This is a genomic window from Brevundimonas sp. KH_025 (assembly GCF_057839885.1).
Window position 1 is genome coordinate 2,426,792 of record NZ_CM174501.1, and the last position, 19,614, is coordinate 2,446,405.

The window sequence follows — 19,614 nt, forward strand, 5'->3', positions numbered from 1 at the left end:
AAAGGGCGGCCTCTCAAGGGTTCATCCGGTTTCGGATCAGTGGTTGTCCGCCTTGACCACCGGCAGTTCGTTGAACTGGTGGTGCGGCGGGGGCGACGAGAGAGTCCACTCCAGGGTGGTGGCGCCTTCGCCCCACGGATTGGCCTCGCCCTTACGGCGACGAACGGCGGCTTCCAGCAGCATGACCAGGAAGACGGCGACGCCGACGACCGTGATCAGATAGCCGATCGACGAGATCTGGTTCCAGTAGGTGTAGGCTTCCGGATAGTCGATGTAGCGACGCGGCATGCCCTGCAGACCCAGGAAGTGCTGCGGGAAGAAGACCAGGTTCACGCCGACGAACATGATCCAGAAGTGGGTCGCGCCGAGGAACTCGTTGTACTTCACGCCGAACATCTTCTCGAACCAGTAGTAGAAGCCCGCGAAGATCGAGAAGACGGCGCCCAGCGACAGCACGTAGTGGAAGTGGGCCACGACGTAGTAGGTGTCGTGCAGGCTGTAGTCGATGCCTGCGTTCGACAGGACCACGCCGGTCACGCCGCCGAGGGTGAACAGGAAGATGAAGCCCATCGCCCACAGCATGGGCGTCTTGAAGGTGATGGAGCCGCCCCACATGGTGGCGATCCAGCTGAAGATCTTCACGCCCGTCGGCACGGCGATGATCATCGTCGCGGCCACGAAGTAGGCGCGCAGGTTGATGCTCATGCCCACGGTGTACATGTGGTGCGCCCAGACGATGAAGCCGATGAAGCCGATGGCGACCATGGCGTAGGCCATGGCGAGGTAGCCGAAGATCGGCTTCTTCGAGAAGGTCGAGACGATGTGCGAGATGATGCCGAAGCCCGGCAGGATCATGATGTAGACTTCGGGGTGGCCGAAGAACCAGAACAGGTGCTGGTACATCACCGGGTCGCCGCCGCCGGCCGGATCGAAGAACGAAGTGCCGAAGTTGCGGTCCGTCAGCAGCATGGTGATGGCGCCCGCCAGAACCGGCAGCGACAGCAGCAGCAGGAAGGCCGTGATCAGCACGCCCCAGGCGAACAGCGGCATGCGGTGCAGGGTCATGCCCGGCGCGCGCATGTTGAAGATGGTGGTGATGAAGTTGATCGCACCCAGGATCGACGAGGCGCCGGCGACGTGCAGCGAGAAGATCGCCAGGTCGAACGACGGACCCGTGTGGCCCATGGTGGAGAGCGGCGGATAGGCCGTCCAGCCGCCGCCGAAGCCCTTGCCCGGGCCGCCGTCGACGAACATCGAGATGACCAGCAGGATGAAGGCCGCGACCAGCAGCCAGAACGAGATGTTGTTCATCCGCGGGAAGGCCATGTCCGGCGCGCCGATCATGATCGGCGTGAAGTAGTTGGCGAAGCCGCCCATGGTCGCCGGCATGACGACGAAGAAGACCATGATCAGGGCGTGGGCCGTGACCGTGACGTTGTAGCCGTGCTTGGAGGCCTCAACGATCCCCAGCTGCTGGATGATCGTGCCTTCCTTGAACAGCTGGATGCCCGGCTCAGCCAGTTCCCAGCGGATCAGACCCGACAGGGCGCCGCCCACCAGACCGGTGAAGATGGCGAACACCAGGTACAGAAGACCGATGTCCTTGTGGTTCGTCGACAGGAACCAGCGGGTGAAGAAACCCGGCTTGTGATCGTGATGATCGTCGTGCGTTGCGGCAGCGGTGGCCATGATCGTGGGGCTCTCGCGTCTCTGTTACTGGGCGGCCGGCGCGGCAGGCGCGGCGGCAGGGGCCGCGGGAGCGGCGGCGGCGTCGGTCGGGGCGGCGGCGTCAGCAGCCGGAGCGGCGACTGCGGCCGGAGCCGCGGCCGGAACCGCAGCAGCGGCGGCGGCGGCCGCGGCGGCTTCGTCAGCCTTCTTGGTCATGGAACCGCCCTTGGAGGCGACCCAGGCAGCGAATTCGGCCTCGGTGACGACGTTGATCTGCATCGGCATGAAGGCGTGATCGACGCCGCACAGCTCGGAGCACTGACCGTAATAGACGCCGGTCTTCTCGGCCCTGAACCAGGTGTGGTTGATGCGGCCCGGAACGGCGTCGGTCTTCAGGCCGAAGGCCGGCAGGGCGACGGCGTGGATCACGTCGGAAGCGGTGATCAGCAGTTCGACGGTCTTGCCGACCGGAACCACCATCGGCTCGTCAGCGGCCAGGCGATACAGGTGGGCCGGAGCCTTGTCCTCGGGCAGCATGTTCGAGATGTACTCGGCCACGCCCTGATCCGGATATTCATAGGCCCAGTTCCACTGGTTGCCCGTGACCTTGACCGTCAGATCGACTTCCGGCGTGTCGTGATAGGCGAACAGCAGGCGGAACGAGAACAGCGAGATGCCGACCAGGATCAGCACGGGCACCACGGTCCAGATGACCTCGATGACCGTGTTGTGGCTCCACTTGGCCGGAACCGGGTTGGCACGCTTGTTGTAGCGGATGGCGATCCAGATCAGCAGACCCAGCACCAGCAGGGTGATGACCGTGATGACGGGCATCAACACCACGTCATGGAAGAAGATCGCCTCATGCTTCAGCGGCGACGCAGCCGGCTGCAGGTCGATCCCGCCCGGAGTCGGTTGCCCCAGCACATCCTGCGCCCAAGCCGGCGCGGCTACGAAGGCGGCAAGGGCGGTCGCGGCGATTCCGCCTCCGATCCGCGCCATGGCTCGCGTGCCCATCCCCATTCGAGTCCTCATAAACCGTTCTGCAGCCGATACTTGCGAGCAATTCGCAAGCACCGCCGGGCCCGGACGGACCTCGGCGTTTCAGGCCGGTCCTTATCGGCTCGTTTCACGCTTGCCAAGCGATCAAGACGCTCAAGTGGCTGGATGGAGGCGAAGATCGGCGGATTAATTCGGTGTCATGTAGCGACAGCTACCTTGCAGCGCATGATACCTTGCGATATTCATTCGCCATCACCGAAGGGAACGCCATGCCCGACTCCATCGACATCCAACTGAAGAAAGGCGTGCTGGGATTGTGCGTGCTGGCCCTGCTGGCCCGCTCCGACAGCTACGCCTACGAAATCGCCAGCCGCCTGTCCGACGCCATCGGCATGGGGGAAGGCACCATCTATCCGCTGATGCGGCGAATGCAGTCCGACGGACTGGTCGAGACCTATATGGTCGAGTCCTCCAGCGGACCGTCGCGCAAATACTATCGGCTGACGACCGCCGGCCGCGCCGCCCTGGAGGGCCAGACCGCCGAATGGCGCGCCTTCGCCCAAGCGGTCGAGGCTCTGGTGGCGAACACCGCGCCGCACAGCGACACCATAACGGCGGGCGCGCCGGCCGAAACGGCCGCCCTGACCGATCAATCCGCAGACGCTCAACGGGGAGCTGAACAATGAACCGCGCCGAATTCCTGGCCCGCCTGCAACGCGGCCTGGTCGGGCTGCCGACCACGACGGCGGCCGACATCGTCGCCGACTATGAAAGCCACTTCGCCGACGGCGCCGCCGCCGGCCGCTCCGAGGCGCAGGTCGCCGCGGCCCTAGGCGATCCCGATCGCCTGGCCCGCGAGCTGAAGGCCGAGGCCAGCGCCAAGCGCTGGGGACAGGAGCAGACCGCCTCCTCGGCCGCCGGAGCCATCTTCGGCATCCTGGGCCTGGGCGCGATCGACATCCTGATCCTGCTGCCCATCGCCCTGCCGGTGTTCGGCACGGTCCTGTCCATCCTGATCGGCTGTATCGCAGTCTTCGTGGCCGGCGGCTTCGTCCTGGTGGCCGGGCCCTTCCTCGGCGTGCCGGGCGGCGCTTTGGCGGCGGCCCTGCTGGGCGTCGGCCTGATGGGTCTGGGCCTGTTCATGGGCGGCCTGATGGCCCTGCTGACCAAGTGGCTGATCGACGCCACCGTCTGGTACGCCCGCCTGCACTACCGCGTGGTCAAGCCCGCGCTCGAACCCCAATCGCAAGCCTGATCCGGTTCTGAGGGAGGAACTGACATGATCCGCAATCTGCTCATCATCTCCGGCGCCGGTCTGATCCTGGCCATCGTCGGCATCGGCGGCGCCTTTGCTGTGGGGGGCCGCGACCTGGCCCGCCACGACTGGACCTGGGTAGTCACCGACGACGACGCCGGCGACGACAGCTTCAAGATCGAGCGCGGCGCCGTCTCGCCCGACGTGACCCGCACCCTGGCCTGGAGCGGCGACCAACGGCTGGCCATCAACCTGCCCGCCGACATCACCTACGACCAGCAGGCCGACGAACCCGGCATCACCATCATCGGTCCCAAGCCTGTCGTGGACCGCGTTCGCTTCGCCAACGGCCGCCTGACGATGGACGACGCCCCGCGCGGCGACCGCAGCTACATCCGCTGGACCCGCACCGGCATCCACGGCTGGAGCGAGACCGACGTGCTGAAGGTCGTCATCAAGGCCCCCTCGGTGAAGGCCTTCGACCTGTCGGGCCAGACCCAGCTGAACATCCGCGGCTATGACCAGCCGACGCTGGACCTGACCATGACCGGCGGCTCCGACGTGCAGGCCCAGGGCAAGACCGACGCCGTCACGCTGGACATCTCGGGCGCCGGCAACGCCGAACTGGAAGAACTGTTCGTCACCGACGCCAAGCTGCGCGTCAGCGGCAGCGGCGACGCCGAGGTCGGCCCGACCGGCAAGGCCGAGGTCGACGTCTCGGGCAGCGGCTCGGTGCGCCTGACCCGCCGCCCGGCTCAACTGCGCCAGGACATCAGCGGCTCGGGCGACGTCACCCAGGACTGACAGCACGATAGTCCCCCTTCCCCCTCGAGGGGGGAAGGGTCGGGGATGGGGGTGCGGTCGCTGCCCTGACTATGAAAACGCAAGAGGCGGCGCCTCCCGCGTCCTCCGGTCAAACCGCCTGCCTTCACCCCCGCCCAACCCTCCCCCCTCGAGGGGGAGGGCTTTTATTTGCCCCGCCGGCGACCGATTGCTTTTGCGGGCCGTGACGCCGCGCCCCGCAGACCCTATCTAGCCTGCATGACCGCAGTCGCCTCCCCCTCCCCCATCCTCGACGCCGCGGGCGTGGCCCCCGACGAGGCCCTGTCCATCCTGCAGACGGCCCTGGCCGGCGCGGACGACGGCGAGCTGTTCCTGGAAAAGACCGAAAGCGAATCTCTTGTGTTCGACGACGGGCGGCTGAAGGGCGCCTCCTACGATGCGGTCGAGGGTTTCGGCCTGCGCGTCGTGGCCGGCGAGACCGCCGGCTACGCCCACGCCAACGAGATTTCCGCCGCCGCCATCCGCCGCGCCGCCGACAGCGCGTCGCTGGCCAAGCGCGGCTACGCCGGCCACGCCGCCGAGGCCCCGCGCGCCACCAATCAGAAACTCTATGACGAGGTCGATCCCCTCGCCTCGCCCGGCTTCTCGGACAAGATCGAACTGCTGTCGGAGATCGACGCCTGGGCGCGCGCTCGCGACCCGCGCGTGGTTCAGGTTTCGGCCTCCATCATCGGCGAGCGCCGCGCGGTCGAGATCCTGCGCGCCGACGGCCGGCTGCTCAGCGACGTGCGCCCCCTGGTCCGCCTGAACGTCTCGGTCACGGTCGAGCGCGACGGCAAGCGCGAGAGCGCCTCCTCCGGCGCCGGCGGCCGCGCGGGCTTCGAGGCCTGGATCGCCCCCGACCGCTGGCAGGGCCAGATCGACGAGGCCCTGCGCCAGGCCCTGATCAACCTCGACGCCGTCGACTGCCCGGCGGGCGAGATGGACGTGGTCCTGGGCGCCGGCTGGCCCGGCGTCCTGCTGCACGAAGCGGTCGGCCACGGCTTCGAGGGCGACTTCCACCGCAAGGGTTCGTCGGTCTTCAGCGGCAAGATGGGCCAGCGCGTGGCCGCCCCGGGCGTGACGGTCGTGGACGACGGCTCCATCGCCGGGCGGCGCGGCTCGCTGTCGTTCGACGACGAAGGAACCCCGACCTCGCGCACCGTCCTGATCGAGGACGGCATCATGGTCGGCCTGATGCACGACCGGCTGTCGGCGCGTCAGTTGGGCGCGAACGCCACCGGCAACGGGCGGCGTCAGTCCTTCGCCCACATGCCCATGCCGCGCATGACCAACACCTTCATGGAGGGCGGCAAGGATTCGAAGGCCGACATGATCGCCAGCACCAAGCGCGGCCTCTACGCCGCCAACTTCGGCGGCGGCCAGGTGGACATCACCAACGGCAAGTTCGTCTTCCAGTGCACCGAGGCCTATCTGATCGAGGACGGCAAGATCACCGCCCCGGTGCGCGGCGCCACCCTGATCGGCGACGGGGCCACTGCCCTGACCCATATCCAGATGGTCGGCGACGACTTCGCCTTCGACCCCGGCGTCGGCACCTGCGGCAAGGCCGGCCAGGGCGTCCCCGTCGGCATCGGCCAGCCCAGCCTCAAGATCGGCGGACTGACGGTGGGCGGAACGGCGGTCTGATCGAGGTCAGTCGGCCTTCCAGTCGGGACCGCTGATTTCCAGTCCTCGGGACTCGGCCTGATCAAGCAGTCCGCCCGCCTCGGCGGCGATGCTGACGGATGTGACCATCATGGTGGTCTTCGGGGCAGCCAGCGCATCCGAGAGCGCCTGGCTCCACTGGACGCGGCCCTGGCGGCGCAGATCACCGTCCGCATACCATGTGCAGCGGTCAATGGCCTGTTCCAGCGGCGTCGCCATGAGCGTCGGCACGTCTTGGCGGGCCCAGCTCGACGCCCGCAGGCCGACGCCGTCCCGTCCGGCCTCCGCAGCGGTCATGGCGGCGGTCAGACAGGCGACCTGGCCCTGATCCGGCACGACGACAGCTTCATCGATGTGATACGCTTCCATGTTTCCAACCAGAACCGACGTCTTGTCCACCTTGCGGGCGGTAGAACGGATCACGCCCTCCGCACTGGGTCCGCTCCCGCGCCCATAGGCCAGGCGACGGTCGAGCAGGTCCTGAGCAATGGCGACCAGACCGCGTTCGGAATAATCCTGTCTATAGCTCGCCCCAAGGCGCTGAAGCCGGTCTTGCTGCCCAGCGTCGAGATAGTCGGCGACCGTCTGGCCTTGCGGCAGCCGCGCCTTGGCCCGGCGCAGACGCATGAAATCCCCCAGGCTCATCGTGGCGGACTGCGACATGACGATGGCGTCGGCTTGCTGCACAGCCGCCTCGAGCGCTTCAGGCCGCCAGACGATGTCGCGCGGGATCGACCGGATCGACCCGACCAGAATCACCGTGCTGTCGCCGTCGTAGATCCGCCACACCGGGGCGCCCGAACGGCGCGCGACCACGACGATGTCTTCCAATTCGGTCGTCGGATCATCCTGCGCGGCCGCAGGAAGCCCGAGGGCCAGACTCGCGGCCGCAGCGAGAAGCATCACAAATCTCGGCATCGTCGCCCTCCCCGGCGTTCATCAACCTGGATCATTCGGTCCGATCAGTCGCCGGCGGATGCAGCCTTCCACTCCGGCCCCTCGATCTCATAGCCCTGGGCCACCAGGGCATCGAGCACGCCGTCCGGCTCGGCCAAGGTGCGCAGGGGCACCACGGCCATGGTGACGCCCAGTTCGGTCAGCGCCTGCTCCAGGGCGGTCGTCCATTCGCTGCGCACACGGGGGCCGATTTCCGGGTCACCCCAGGGCCAACAGCGATCAAACGCCTGATCGACCGGCGAAGCCATGACTTCGGCTACCCTCAGCCCACGCCAGGCTTCGGCGCGTCGCGCGGTCGCGTCCGCCCCCTCCTCAGCAGCAGCCAAGGCCGCGCGAAGACAAGGGACATGGCCGGCAGGCGGCGCCACGATCAGCGCCTCGATCACTTCGTCGCCGCGCACGACGCCGATGGGCCGTATCGGCGTCCCCGCCTTGCGCGCCGCCTTTCGTACGGCGGCCGCCACCCCGACGGGCCGCGACGCATCGCCTCCCGCCTTCTCGTTCATCAGGTCTATGGCGATCATCAGCAGACTGAGCCGACGCCAACGATCACTCTTCTCCTCGGCCATCAAGGCGTCGAGCCGCGCCTGATCGACAACGTCCAGATAGTCGCTGGTCGTCCGCCCTGCCGGCAAAAACCCGATCGTGCGGATGCGCCAGATCAGCCGCATGAAGTCAGCTGGCGAAGCACGGCCCTCCTGCGGGAACAAGATACGATCGGCGCGGCCGGCGGCGTCTTCCAGCGCCTGGGCGCGCCATTCGAATCCGCGCGGAGCCTCCTTGATCTCGCCGACCAGGATCAGAGTCCGATCATCCTGACGCACAGTCCACATCGGCGCCCCAGCGCGGCGGGCGGTGACGACGATCTCTTCCACCGTGGTCACGGGCGTCGGGTCCTGCGCCCGCGCGGGCGCGCCCAATGACAAGCCAAGAACTAGCGCCGAAACGGCAAGGACATGAGAGGTCATAAACACTGGCGTAACAGTCACCAACCGACCTGTAATCTGACTAATCGGTAATGCTGTCCGCGATTTAATCCACCTGTCCGGCTTGTAACTGGAGACTGGGCCTTGCTGCCGTCACACCTTCCCCACGACCGAGGGAGAGAATGATGACCAAGACCATTTTGCTGGCCACCACCGCCGCACTGGCGTTCGCCGCAGCCGCGCCGGCTTTCGCCGACACGACGCCTGCGCCGCAGACCGCGCAGGCCAGCGATCAGGGCGTCCTGGTCTTCACGCCCGACTTCTTCAAGGACGCCCGCCCCAACACGGCGCTGGACATGGTCAACCGCGTCCCCGGCTTCTCGGTCAACGACGGCGACGGCGCCCGGGGCTTCGAAGGGGCGGTCGGCAACATCCTGATCAACGGGTCGCGCCCGGCCTCCAAGAACGACACCGGCTCCAACGTCCTGGGCCGCACCGTGGCGGCGCAGGTCGAGCGCATCGAACTGGTGCGCGGCGGCGCGCCGGGCATCGAGATGCAGGGCTATTCGGTCGTGGCCAACGTCATCCTGAAGACCACCTCCAGCCGCGAGCATATCCTGACCACCAACGCCAACCTGTTCGAGGGCGGCCGGGACACTTTCGGCGGCACCTATCAGTTCACCGCCCGCGACGGCGACCGCACCTGGGGCGTCACCCTGGGCGACGGCATGTCCATGAGCGACTCCAACGGCGTCGGCCGCGTCCTGCGCGTCGCGCCGAATGGGACGGTGCTGCGCGACGAGGGCTATTACAACGACAGCTACGGCGGCGGGAACGCGATCCGGGGCAACTTCTCCAGCCCCTTCCTGGGCGGCAAGGTCGATCTGACGGCGCGCTACGGAATCAACGATTTCCACAACCTGAGCCGGCAGACCGCGCCGGATATCCGGCGCGAGAACCTCTTTGACAGCGACAGCAAGAGCGGCGAACTAGGCGTCGTCTTCACCCGCCCCCTGACGCAGAAGCTGAAGCTGGAAACCCGCTTCATTCACGAGTTCAGCGAGTTCGACGACGTCTCCACCTCGCGCACCCGCCTCGGCGCCGTCGACAGCCCCGAACAGCTGTTCAGCTCGAACGGCAACTCGTCGGAGACCATCCTGCGCGGCCTGATCCGCTACGAGCGCTCGCCGTCGATGGACCTCGAGACGGGCGGCGAGATCGCCTACAACATGCTGGAGACCGAACAGGCCTATTCGGTCGGCGGCGTCGGCGTGCCCCTGCCCTCGGCCTCGGTCAAGGTCGAGGAGACGCGCGGCGAGCTGTTCGGCAAGGCGACCTGGCGGATCAATCCGAAATGGACGCTGGAAAGCGGCCTGCGGCTGGAATCCTCGACCATCAGCCAGTCGGGCGACGCCTCGCAGGAGAAGAGCTTCTTCTTCGCCAAGCCGCGCATCCTGGCGACCTGGACCCCCATGCCCAACAACCAGCTGCGGCTGCGGTTCGAGCGCACCGTGGGCCAGCTGGACTTCGGCGACTTCGCCGCCTCGGCCGAGTTCGCCGACGAGAACGTCTTCGGGGGCAACGTCAACCTGCAGCCGGAATCACGCTGGGTCAGCGAAGTGACCTATGAAAAGCGCTTCTGGGGCGAAGGCATCGTCAGCCTGGGCCTGCGTCACGACGAGATCACCAACGCCATCGACCTGATCCCGCTGGACGGCGGTCTGGCGGCGGTCGGCAACATCGGCGACGGGACCCTGGACCAGCTGGCGCTGAACGTGACCATCCCGACCACCAAACTGGGCGTCTCGGGCGGCAAGTTCGGCTTCCGCAACACCTGGAACAAGACCGAGGTGACGGACCCGACCACGGGCAGGACCCGGCCGATCTCGGGCGTCCGCCCGACCCAGGCCACCATCACCTTCCAGCAGGACATCACCTCGTGGAAGCTGCAGTGGGGCGGCGCCTGGATCCCGCTGCTGGGCCAGAAGAACTTCCAGCCGGATCAGGTCTCGGGCTGGCGCGGCCGCGACTATTACGAACTGTGGGCCGAGTATAAGCCCGCCCCGACCCTGTCGATCCGCGCCCAGGTCAACATCTGGAACAATTTCGACTTCGAACGCACCGTCTTCACCGATCGCGTGACGCGCCCCGTGGCCTTCGTCGAGGACCGCATCGTCGACCCGCGCACCTTCTACCAGATCCGCGTCCGCAAGACCTTCTGAGGCGCAAGAGCAAGAACCCGCCCCCTTCCCGTCCCCCCGACGCCGGAAGGGGCCAAGGCGGGCCTTCCCCGGACCAACTGAAAAGGGCGGCGCCTCTTGCGAGACGCCGCCCTTCATCTTGGCTCAAAGCCTGTCAGGCGATCAGTGGATGCCGGCCATGCCCTTCTTGAGCAGGGGCGACAGGACCAACAGCGCCACGCCGACGATGACGCCGGTCCAGCCGATGGTGCCGAAGATCGAACCATAGGTCTGCAGCGCCAGTTCGGGGCTGGTGACGACGCCGGCCACGGTGTCCGTCGAGGTCGCCTGGGCGATGAAGCCGGCGGCGATGTGGGCCACCGAGCTGGACAGGAACCAGACGCCCATCATCATGCCGACGACGCGATCCACCGACAGCTTGGTGATCATCGACAGTCCGACCGGCGACAGGCACAGCTCGCCCATCGTGTGCATGAAATAGGTCAGGAACAGGAAGATCAGCGGCACGCGGAAGTCCACGTTCGCCTGGGTTCCCGCCGCCCAGGTCAGCAGCAGGAAGCCGCCGCCCACCAGCATCAGGGCGAACGAGAACTTGACCGGGGTCGACGGTTCCATGTTCCGCTTGCCCAGCCACACCCACAGGGCGGCGACAATCGGGCCGCCGATGACGATGATGCCCGGGTTGAACATCTGGGTCATGGGGGCGTTGAACCACGACGGCATGGCCGTGGACTGGTCGGCGAACAGGGTCAGCGAAGACCCGGCCTGTTCGAACAGGGCCCAGAACAGGACCGAGAAGAAGATCAGCGACAGGGCGACCAGCATGCGGCTGCGCTCTGCGCCGCGCAGCTTGAACACCACGTAGCCGACGACGGAGGCGAAGATGACGCCGGCCAGCCAGGGCAGGGCCGTCTCGATGATGTGGTGACGCTGCATCAGCAGCCAGACCGGGAAGACGGCGACCAGGCCGCCGATCCAGAAGATGGCTTCGAACGGCACGCCGAAGACCTTGCGGGTCTTGAGCATTTCCGGCTGCGGCGGGCCGCCGCGACCTTCCAGCCAGCTCTGGCCCAGGATGAAGGTGAGCAGACCCAGCAACATGCCGATGCCGGCCAGGCCGAAGCCATAGGCCCAGCCGTACTTCATGCCGAGGTAGGAACAGGCCGCCGTGGCCAGCACCGAACCCAGGTTGATGCCGACGTAGAAGATGGTGAAGCCGCCGTCGCGACGGGGGTCGTTCTCTTCATACAGCGAGCCGACGACCGTCGAGATATTGGCCTTCAGGAAGCCCACGCCGACGATGATCAGCGACAGGGCGAAGAACAGGACCGGCTCCCCAAAGCCGAGGTCCCGCGTCGTTTCCAGCTTGTAGCCGTCCGTGGCGGTGAAGGCGGGGAAGCCGCTCGCCTGGGCCGGGGCCGGAGCTGCGACCGGCGCTGCGGCGTCGGCCGCGACGGCCGCCGCCGGTTCGGCGCCGACCTTGGAAACGCCCTCGGGCGAAATCTTGATCTGGGTCCGCTCGTCGCCGTTGACGGCGAAGATGGTGCGGTTCTGATCGCGGCCTTCGACCTGAAGCTCATAGGTCGTGGCGCCGATGGTCAGCCGTTCCCGACCGCCGGTGCCCTCGAAGGCCATCATGAAGTGACCGGCGACCAGCAGGACAGCGCCGATGATGACCGCCTTGCGCGAGCCCAGGTACTTGTCGGCGAGCATGCCGCCGACGACCGGCATCAGGTAAACCAGCGCCGCATAGGCGGCGTAGATGCCCTGGGCCTCTTTCGGGCCGAACAGGAAATGCTGGGTCAGATACAGGACCAGAAGCGCCCGCATCCCGTAGAAGGAAAAGCGTTCCCACATCTCTGTGAGGAACAGGACCACCAGCCCCCGCGGGTGTCCTAGAAACGTCTTGCGAGGCGTCGCCGACAGCGCGCCCCCCCCATCCGTCGTGCTCAACGGCGTTCTCCCAAATGCTGCGCCCTGACTGGCGCATTAAGCCGGGAGAAACAGCACGGCGGGGCCGCGGGAACAAGCGTTAACGCGGCGATCCGTCACCGCAATGACGCATTTGCCAGACTGCATGATGCAACCAAAGATTGAATAATTAATCCCTATGGGTCGATCGTACAACTCGAAGCTCGAACCGATTCGTTATCGCCAAGCCTCGAGGAAGACCTGACGCACATGGCCGTCCGCCGCTTTCAACCCTCTGACGTGTCCGGCGTGAACCGGTTGCACCGGAACGTCTGGTGGCCCGAGCGCTCGCCCGACGGCTGGCGCTGGCTCGACGAGAATCCGGCGCGCCGCGCGCTGGACGCTCCGGCGGGTTGGGTGGTCGAGGCCGCCGACGGCGGTCCCGCCGCCTTTCTCGGCAACTTCATCCAGCGCTTCTGGTCCGGCGGCCGCCCTCTGTATGGGGCGACGGGGTTCTCGGTCATCGTGCCGCCCGACCAGAGAGGCCGCAGTCGCGATCTGATCGGGGCCTTCGTCGCGCAACCCGGCTGCTTCGCCCGCTACACCCTGAACGCCAACGCCCGCTCCAGCCCCCTGTATCAACGCTTCGGCATGGTTCCCTGGCCGGCCCAAACCCATGCGCTGAAGCTGTCGTGGATCATCAATCCGGCCGCCTGCCTCTACAGCCGGGGCCTGCGCACGCTGGTGGCGCGCGAGCCGCGCGCCGCGCGCTGGCTCGGCGAACAGCTGCTGCCCCCGCGCCGCGCCGCGCGACCTTCGGACACGCCACGGCTGGCGGACGGCGTTGCGGTCTTGGACGACCTGTCCGACGCTTCGCCCTACGCCCGCTTCTGGTCGGCTTTGCGCGATCAGGGGCGGCTGACGGCCGACCGCAGCCCGGCCATGCTGCGCTGGCGGCTGTCCGACCCGGATCTGACCGTCCAGCCCCTCCATCTGGTGCGCCGCCTGAGAGGCGAGATCACCGGCCACGCCCTGGCGCTGCTGGGCAAGGGCAACTCCATCGAGCCGCTGACGCTGGAGATCCTCGATCTGGAAGCGCTGGACCGGGACCGCCCGGCGATCCCCGCCCTGGCCGCCGCCCTGCTGCAACTCGCCCCGGCGCTCGGCGCCGCCAAGGTGCGGCTTCAGGTCGTGACCGAGAACACCCTGCGCGATCTGGGCGACCTGGCGCGCCGGGCGCGACGCGAAGGCGGCTGGGGACACTGCCACGTCGCCTTCACGCCGGGCGTCGAGGGAGCCGACGACTGGCGCCCCACCCCGTTCGACGGCGACTATTCTTTCTGCATACGTCCGCTGCCGCGACGGTCGATCGCGACGCCCGGCCGATGGGCGTCCAGCAAGGACGCTCCGTCGGAAGCCAGGGCCTCGATCGGAGCCTAGGGCCGCGCCTTCAGCTCGTCGCGGATTTCGGCCAGCAGGGCCTCGGTCGGGGTCGGGCCGGCGGCTTCGGCCGGCTGCTCGCGGCGCATCTTGTTAATGCCCTTGACCAGCAGGAAGACCACGAAGGCCACGATCAGAAACTGGATCAGAGTGTTGATAAAGGCGCCGTACTGGATGGCCACCTTCTCGACGGCTTCTGTCGCCGGATTTTCAGGGACCAGGACCCACTCCAGCTTGGAGAAGTCCACCTTGCCCAGCAGCAGGCCGATGGGCGGCATGATGATCTGATCGACCAGGCTGGTGACGATCTTGCCGAACGAGGCGCCGATGATGACGCCGACCGCCAGGTCGACGACGTTGCCGCGCGCGGCGAATTCACGAAACTCGGTCAGCAGGCTCATTCTTCAGTCTTTCGTTTCAAGCGTCGCCGGAAGCGTTCAGGCGCTCGCGAAGTTCCTTGCCGCTCTTGAAAAAGGGCACGGCCTTGGCCGGAACCTCGACCGTTTCGCCGGTGCGAGGGTTGCGCCCTACCCGAGCGGGCCGGCTGCGCACCGAAAAGGCGCCGAAGCCCCGCAGTTCGACCCGGCCGCCGTCCGACAGGGCCTCGGTCATCTGCCCCAGGATGACGTTGACGACCCGCTCCACCTCAGCGTGGGTCAGGTGGATGTTCTCGGCCGCCAGCTTCTCGATCAGTTCAGACTTGATCATTCAGGCCCCCGCCCGTCGCTGTTTCAGATGCAATCGCTTCCGCTCAGGTTCGCACCCTAACCGTCTGACGCCACAGGAAGAAAGGGGGTCGCGTCGGTTCAGGAGCGATTCTCACGGGCAAGCCTCGCCATTGGCGCGGGTTCTTGCCCGACGCGCAAGAAAAAAGGCGGCTGGATCGCTCCAGCCGCCCCGTTTTCTGGTCAGAAAGGAAGATTATTCCTTCGAACCGGCCTTTTCGCGAAGCGCGGCGCCCAGGATGTCTCCCAGCGAAGCGCCCGAGTCCGACGAACCGAACTGTTCGATGGCCTCGGCCTCGTCCTTCATTTCCAGCGCCTTGACCGACACCGAGACGCGGCGCGTGGCCTTGTCGATGCCCGTGATCATGGCGTCGATACGATCGCCGACGGCGAAGCGTTCCGGACGTTGCTCGTTGCGGTCGCGCGACAGGTCCGACTTGCGGACGAAGGCCGTGACCGGCGCGTCGTCTTCGCCGAACTTGACTTCGATGCCGCCGGTTTCGATCGACGTCACGGTGACGGTGATCTGCTGGCCACGCTTGTAGACGTCGCCTTCCATCGGATCGCCGCCCAGTTGCTTGACGCCCAGAGAGACGCGTTCCTTCTCGATGTCGACGTCCAGCACCTTGGCCTTGATCGTTTCACCCTTGCGGTAACGCTGGATGGCTTCTTCGCCCGACACGTTCCAGTCCAGGTCCGACAGGTGGACCATGCCGTCGATGTCGTTGTCCAGGCCGACGAACAGGCCGAACTCGGTGGCGTTCTTGACTTCGCCTTCGACGGTCGAACCGATCGGGTGAGCCTCGACGAAGGCTTCCCACGGGTTGTTCTGGGCTTGCTTCAGGCCCAGCGAGATACGGCGCTTGGCGCTGTCGACGTCCAGGACGATGACTTCCACTTCCTGCGAGGTGGAGACGATCTTGCCCGGGTGGACGTTCTTCTTGGTCCAGGACATTTCCGAGACGTGGACCAGGCCTTCGACGCCGGCTTCCAGCTCAACGAACGCACCGTAGTCGGTGATGTTCGTGATGCGGCCCGTGTACTTGGCGTTGACCGGGTACTTGGCTTCGACGCCGTCCCACGGATCCGACTGCAGCTGCTTCATGCCGAGCGAGATGCGCTGGGTGTCCGGGTTGATCTTGACGATCTGGACCTTGACGGTGTCGCCGACGGCCAGGACTTGCGACGGATGCGAGACGCGCTTCCACGACATGTCGGTGACGTGCAGCAGGCCGTCGATGCCGCCCAGGTCGACGAACGCACCGTAGTCGGTGATGTTCTTGACGACGCCTTCGCGGACTTCACCCTCTTGCAGCTGGCCGACCAGCTCCGTGCGCTGTTCGGCGCGGGCTTCTTCCAGGATGGCGCGACGCGAGACGACGATGTTGCCGCGCGGACGGTCCATTTTCAGGATGGCGAAGGGTTGTTCCTTGCCCATCAGCGGGCCGACGTCGCGCACCGGGCGGATGTCGACTTGCGAGCCGGGCAGGAAGGCCGAGGCGCCGCCCAGGTCGACGGTGAAGCCGCCCTTGACGCGACCGACGATGGCGCCGTTGACCGGCTGACCTTCGGCGAAGACGACTTCCAGACGGGTCCAGGCTTCTTCGCGACGAGCCTTGTCGCGGCTGATGACCGCTTCACCCAGGGCGTTCTCGACGCGCTCCAGGTAGACTTCGACGTTGTCGCCGACCTTCGGGATGACGGCGCCTTCGCCGATGCCGAATTCGCGGGCCGGGATACGACCTTCGGTCTTCAGACCGACGTCGATGATGATGATGTCCTTCTCGATGCCGACGACGCGGCCGTGAACGACCTGGCCTTCGCCAAGGTCGCGACCTTGCAGTTGTTCGTCGAGCAGCGCGGCGAAATCGTCGCGCGAGGGGTTCAGGGTGTCGGTCATGTAGCTCTGGGGTTGAGGCGCGCGACCGCAGGGTCCCGCACGGGTGGATAAACAGGGAATAGGGAAAGTCAGGTCGTCAGGACGCGAGGCCGGCGCAAGAGGCGCGAACGAATAAAGCCAGGACGCCCGCGGAAGCCGAGGTCAGGAGCGTTGGATTTGTCCGCCGGGCTCTATGCCTTCCCTACCGCATCGCTGCTTGAGGGAATTCTAGACCCCGGCGCGGACGCGCGCCGCCTCGACGATACGGCGGGCCGCATCGAAGGCGGCTTCTATACCTAGATCGGTCGTGTCCAGCAAGACCGCGTCCTCGGCCTGGACCATGGGGGCGGAATCCCGGCCGGAATCCCGCTCGTCGCGACGGCGGATGTCTTCCAGCATGTCAGCGAAGGCGATGTCCTGCCCCCGCGCCGTCAGTTGCTTCCAGCGGCGCTCGGCGCGGACCTCGGGCGTGGCGGTGACATAGAGTTTGGCCACGGCGTCGGGGGCGATGACCGTGCCGATGTCGCGCCCGTCCAGAACGGCGCCGCCGGGCTGGCGGGCGAAGTCCTGTTGCAGCTTCAGCAAGGCCGCGCGCACGCCGGGGTGGCTGGCGACCCGGCTGGCCGCCTCGCCCGCGTCGCGCTCGGTCAGACGCGGGTTGTCCGACAGGCCCGCAAGGTCCAGGGAGCGCGCGGCGGCCTCGGCCGCTTCGGCGTCGCCCAGATCCTGCCCCGCGCCCAGCACGGCCAGACCGACGGCGCGATACAGCAGGCCCGTGTCCAGATGCGGCAGGCCGTAATAGGCCGCCAGACGCGCGGCGATGGTGCCCTTGCCCGAGGCGGCGGGGCCGTCGACGGCGATGATCAGGCTCACGCCGCGCCCTCCGACACCGAAGCCCCCAGGCCGTTCATCATCTCGACGAAGCCGGGGAAGCTGGTGGCGATCATTTCCGGGTCCAGCACCGAGACGGGCTGCTCGGCGGCCAGGCCGAGGATCAGGTGGCTCATGGCGATGCGGTGATCGTGGGCGGTGGCGACGGTCGCCCCGCCGCGCACAGGCCCTCCGGTGACGATGAAGCCCTCGGCCTCTTCCTCCACCGCGACGCCGCAGGCGGTCAGGCCGGCGACCATCAGCGAAATACGATCGCTCTCCTTGACGCGCATCTCGCCGATGCCGCGCATGACGGTGCGGCCCTCAGCATAGGCGGCGGTCGCCGACAGGATCGGATATTCGTCGATCATCGAGGCGGCGCGGTCTTCCGGCACCGTCACGCCCTTGAGCTGCGAATATCGGGCGGTGATGTCGCCCACGTCCTCGCCCCCGCTGACGCGACGGTTCGAGATGGTCAGGTCGGCGCCCATTTCGATCCAGGCAGCGAACAGGCCCGTGCGCTGCGGGTTCAGCATGACGCCCTCGACCGTGACCTCCGAGCCCGGAACGATCAGCGCCGCCGCCAGGGGGAAGGCCGCCGACGACGGATCGCCCGGCACAGCCACGAAGGTTCCGGTCAGACGCTGCCCGCCCTTGAGGCGAATGCGCCAGCCCTCGCCCTCCTCGGCCACGTCCACCGTCGCCCCGAAGGCGCGCAGCATCCGCTCGGTGTGGTCGCGGCTCTTTTCCGGCTCGACCACGACGGTCTCACCCGCCGCGTTCAGACCGGCCAGCAGGATGGCCGACTTGATCTGAGCCGAGGCCACCGTCTGCACATATTCAATGCCGGTCAGACCGCCGCCATGCAGGGTCAGCGGCACGCGATCCTCGGCGCCGTTCCAGTCGAAGCGCGCGCCCATGTCGGCCAGGGGGCCGGTGACGCGCTTCATCGGCCGCTTCCTCAGCGAAGCGTCGCCGTCGAAGGTGGCGGTCAGGCCATAGCCGGCGGCGGCGCCCATCAGCAGGCGCACGCCGGTGCCGGCGTTGCCGCAGTCGATGACCGCACCGGGACTGCGAAAACCGCCCTGGCCCGTCACCCGCCAGCGCCCCTCGCCCAGCCGTTCGACCGTCGCGCCGAAGGCCTCGACCGCGCGGGCGGTGGCCAGGATGTCGTCGCCTTCCAGCAACCCCTCGATCTCGGTCACGCCCTCGGCCATGCCGCCGAAGATGAGCGAGCGGTGCGACATGGACTTATCACCGGGCGCGCGGACAGCGCCCTTCAACAGGGCGGAAACAGGTCGCGCGGTGAGGGTCGAGGGGGCAGTCACCCGGCCAGAAACTCCGATTGTTCAGGAAACGCCGCGCCAGCGCGGATAAGAAGGCTTTTGACAGCGGCCCCCTTGGGTGGCAAGGGAGCCGGCCGAATTCCGGAATTCAACTCCTGCCGAAGGTTATCCCGTGGCCAAACCCGAACTGGGCCAAAAGCAGGTCTGCCCGAACTGCCAGGCCAAATTCTACGACCTGAACCGTCGCCCGGCGCACTGCCCCAAGTGCGACACCGAGTTCGATCCGCTTGAGGAAGCCATGCGCAACCGCCGCGTTCGCGGTCGCACCGGCGCCGGCTTCGCCGCCGACGACGAGGCCGAGGATCAAGTCGCCGACAAGTCGGTCGACGGCGACGAAGAGGAAGAGGACGCTGAAGCCTCGACCCCCGAGATCGACGAGGAAGGCCATGAGCCGATCCTGACCCCGGACGACGACGACGACGCCGAACCCAGCGCCGACGACGCCGGCATGGGCGCCTCGGACGGCGACGACGACGACGCCCTGGCCGACGACGACGATGACTCGGTGCCCTTCATCGAAGACGAAGACGACGACAGCCTCGACGACGACATCGTCAAGCCGTCGCGCGACGACGACTAGAGCGAAATCGGTCTGGACGCTTCGCGGCCAGACCCAGATATTCGCTCCAGTATTATGCCTGGAGCCTGATTCACGCCATCGGAGGGATCGCGAAGCGATTCCTCCTCAACCGATCAGGCTCTAGGACCAAGGGTCGGAAAAATAAGCGGAAAAAAAGTTGTCAGAGCGGCTTGATCTCTCAAAAGGCCTGACATAGTTTCCGCCCCTCGCTGGAGACCACAACGTCTCCGGCGGGGCCGACCGAAAGGTTCGGGGCTTTAGCTCAGTTGGTAGAGCGCTTGCATGGCATGCAAGAGGTCAGCGGTTCGACTCCGCTAAGCTCCACCATCGAAGGCCCTGCGGAGCACCCGCGGGGCCTTCGTCC

Annotated in this window: 17 protein-coding genes and 1 tRNA gene; 8 read left to right on the top strand and 10 right to left on the bottom strand. The window is 66.9% G+C overall.

Annotation, left to right across the window (positions count from 1 at the left end; translation table 11 throughout):
* Positions 1–36: 36 nt before the first annotated feature.
* Both ctaD and coxB read right to left on the bottom strand, forming a co-directional pair.
* Positions 37–1,689 (bottom strand): cytochrome c oxidase subunit I, encoded by a 1,653-nt coding sequence (gene ctaD, locus AC3IS2_RS12080; protein ID WP_489198028.1) that lies wholly within the window; start codon positions 1,687–1,689, stop codon positions 37–39.
* A gap of 24 nt (positions 1,690–1,713) precedes the next feature.
* Positions 1,714–2,691 carry a cytochrome c oxidase subunit II gene (gene coxB / locus AC3IS2_RS12085; RefSeq protein WP_489198029.1) on the bottom strand — a complete coding sequence of 326 codons (978 nt, stop codon included), beginning with the start codon at positions 2,689–2,691 and terminating at the stop codon, positions 1,714–1,716.
* Positions 2,692–2,939: 248 nt separating this feature from the next.
* On the opposite strand from coxB, the gene AC3IS2_RS12090 reads away from it, so the two are divergent.
* The 4 genes from AC3IS2_RS12090 to tldD all read left to right on the top strand — a co-directional run bounded on the left by AC3IS2_RS12090 (position 2,940) and on the right by tldD (position 6,397).
* A complete protein-coding gene (locus AC3IS2_RS12090; protein ID WP_489198030.1) occupies positions 2,940–3,356 on the top strand; it encodes a PadR family transcriptional regulator in 417 nt (138 codons plus the stop codon).
* A complete protein-coding gene (locus AC3IS2_RS12095) occupies positions 3,353–3,925 on the top strand; it encodes a DUF1700 domain-containing protein (RefSeq protein ID WP_489198031.1) in 573 nt (190 codons plus the stop codon). Before AC3IS2_RS12090 ends, AC3IS2_RS12095 begins: the two co-directional genes overlap by 4 nt.
* A gap of 24 nt (positions 3,926–3,949) precedes the next feature.
* Positions 3,950–4,729, top strand: a complete 780-nt coding sequence (locus tag AC3IS2_RS12100; RefSeq protein ID WP_489198032.1) for a GIN domain-containing protein — start codon at positions 3,950–3,952, stop codon at positions 4,727–4,729.
* 237 nt (positions 4,730–4,966) lie between these two features.
* Positions 4,967–6,397 carry a metalloprotease TldD gene (tldD, locus tag AC3IS2_RS12105; protein WP_489198033.1) on the top strand — a complete coding sequence of 477 codons (1,431 nt, stop codon included), beginning with the start codon at positions 4,967–4,969 and terminating at the stop codon, positions 6,395–6,397.
* A 6-nt stretch (positions 6,398–6,403) separates the two neighbouring features.
* Here the strand turns inward: tldD and AC3IS2_RS12110 are convergent, their stop codons facing one another.
* On the bottom strand, positions 6,404–7,318 hold the full coding sequence (locus AC3IS2_RS12110; protein ID WP_489198034.1) for a TraB/GumN family protein: 915 nt from the start codon (positions 7,316–7,318) through the stop codon (positions 6,404–6,406).
* 59 nt (positions 7,319–7,377) lie between these two features.
* Positions 7,378–8,256 carry a TraB/GumN family protein gene (locus tag AC3IS2_RS12115; RefSeq protein WP_489198035.1) on the bottom strand — a complete coding sequence of 293 codons (879 nt, stop codon included), beginning with the start codon at positions 8,254–8,256 and terminating at the stop codon, positions 7,378–7,380.
* A 224-nt stretch (positions 8,257–8,480) separates the two neighbouring features.
* Between AC3IS2_RS12115 and AC3IS2_RS12120 the strand changes: the two genes are divergently transcribed.
* Positions 8,481–10,520: a TonB-dependent receptor plug domain-containing protein gene (locus AC3IS2_RS12120; protein ID WP_489198036.1), complete on the top strand. Its 2,040-nt coding sequence runs from the start codon at positions 8,481–8,483 to the stop codon at positions 10,518–10,520.
* Between the two features lie 141 nt (positions 10,521–10,661).
* On the opposite strand, the gene AC3IS2_RS12125 is transcribed toward AC3IS2_RS12120, so the two are convergent.
* The gene (locus AC3IS2_RS12125; protein WP_489198037.1) at positions 10,662–12,452 is read right to left on the bottom strand and encodes a peptide MFS transporter; all 1,791 of its coding nucleotides are present in this window, start codon (positions 12,450–12,452) and stop codon (positions 10,662–10,664) included.
* Positions 12,453–12,719: 267 nt separating this feature from the next.
* Here AC3IS2_RS12125 and AC3IS2_RS12130 point away from each other — a divergent pair, with 267 nt between their 5' ends.
* Positions 12,720–13,850 carry an N-acetyltransferase gene (locus AC3IS2_RS12130; RefSeq protein WP_489198038.1) on the top strand — a complete coding sequence of 377 codons (1,131 nt, stop codon included), beginning with the start codon at positions 12,720–12,722 and terminating at the stop codon, positions 13,848–13,850.
* On the opposite strand, the gene mscL is transcribed toward AC3IS2_RS12130, so the two are convergent.
* From mscL to aroA, 5 genes are all read right to left on the bottom strand, one after another.
* Positions 13,847–14,251: a large-conductance mechanosensitive channel protein MscL gene (gene mscL / locus AC3IS2_RS12135; RefSeq protein ID WP_489198039.1), complete on the bottom strand. Its 405-nt coding sequence runs from the start codon at positions 14,249–14,251 to the stop codon at positions 13,847–13,849. The two genes, AC3IS2_RS12130 and mscL, sit on opposite strands and share 4 nt — an antisense overlap.
* Positions 14,252–14,267: 16 nt before the next feature.
* Complete coding sequence (locus tag AC3IS2_RS12140) at positions 14,268–14,558, bottom strand: integration host factor subunit beta (RefSeq protein ID WP_105562595.1); 291 nt, start codon at positions 14,556–14,558, stop codon at positions 14,268–14,270.
* Between the two features lie 213 nt (positions 14,559–14,771).
* On the bottom strand, positions 14,772–16,475 hold the full coding sequence (gene rpsA / locus AC3IS2_RS12145; RefSeq protein ID WP_489198040.1) for a 30S ribosomal protein S1: 1,704 nt from the start codon (positions 16,473–16,475) through the stop codon (positions 14,772–14,774).
* A gap of 207 nt (positions 16,476–16,682) precedes the next feature.
* Positions 16,683–17,327: a (d)CMP kinase gene (cmk, locus tag AC3IS2_RS12150; protein ID WP_489198041.1), complete on the bottom strand. Its 645-nt coding sequence runs from the start codon at positions 17,325–17,327 to the stop codon at positions 16,683–16,685.
* Positions 17,324–18,571, bottom strand: coding sequence for a 3-phosphoshikimate 1-carboxyvinyltransferase (gene aroA, locus AC3IS2_RS12155; protein ID WP_489198042.1), 1,248 nt, complete (start codon positions 18,569–18,571; stop codon positions 17,324–17,326). Before aroA ends, cmk begins: the two co-directional genes overlap by 4 nt.
* Before the next feature lie 211 nt (positions 18,572–18,782).
* On the opposite strand from aroA, the gene AC3IS2_RS12160 reads away from it, so the two are divergent.
* Both AC3IS2_RS12160 and AC3IS2_RS12165 read left to right on the top strand, forming a co-directional pair.
* Positions 18,783–19,250 carry a TIGR02300 family protein gene (locus AC3IS2_RS12160; protein ID WP_489198043.1) on the top strand — a complete coding sequence of 156 codons (468 nt, stop codon included), beginning with the start codon at positions 18,783–18,785 and terminating at the stop codon, positions 19,248–19,250.
* 251 nt (positions 19,251–19,501) lie between these two features.
* Positions 19,502–19,577: transfer RNA gene (locus AC3IS2_RS12165), tRNA-Ala, on the top strand.
* Positions 19,578–19,614 lie beyond the last annotated feature (37 nt).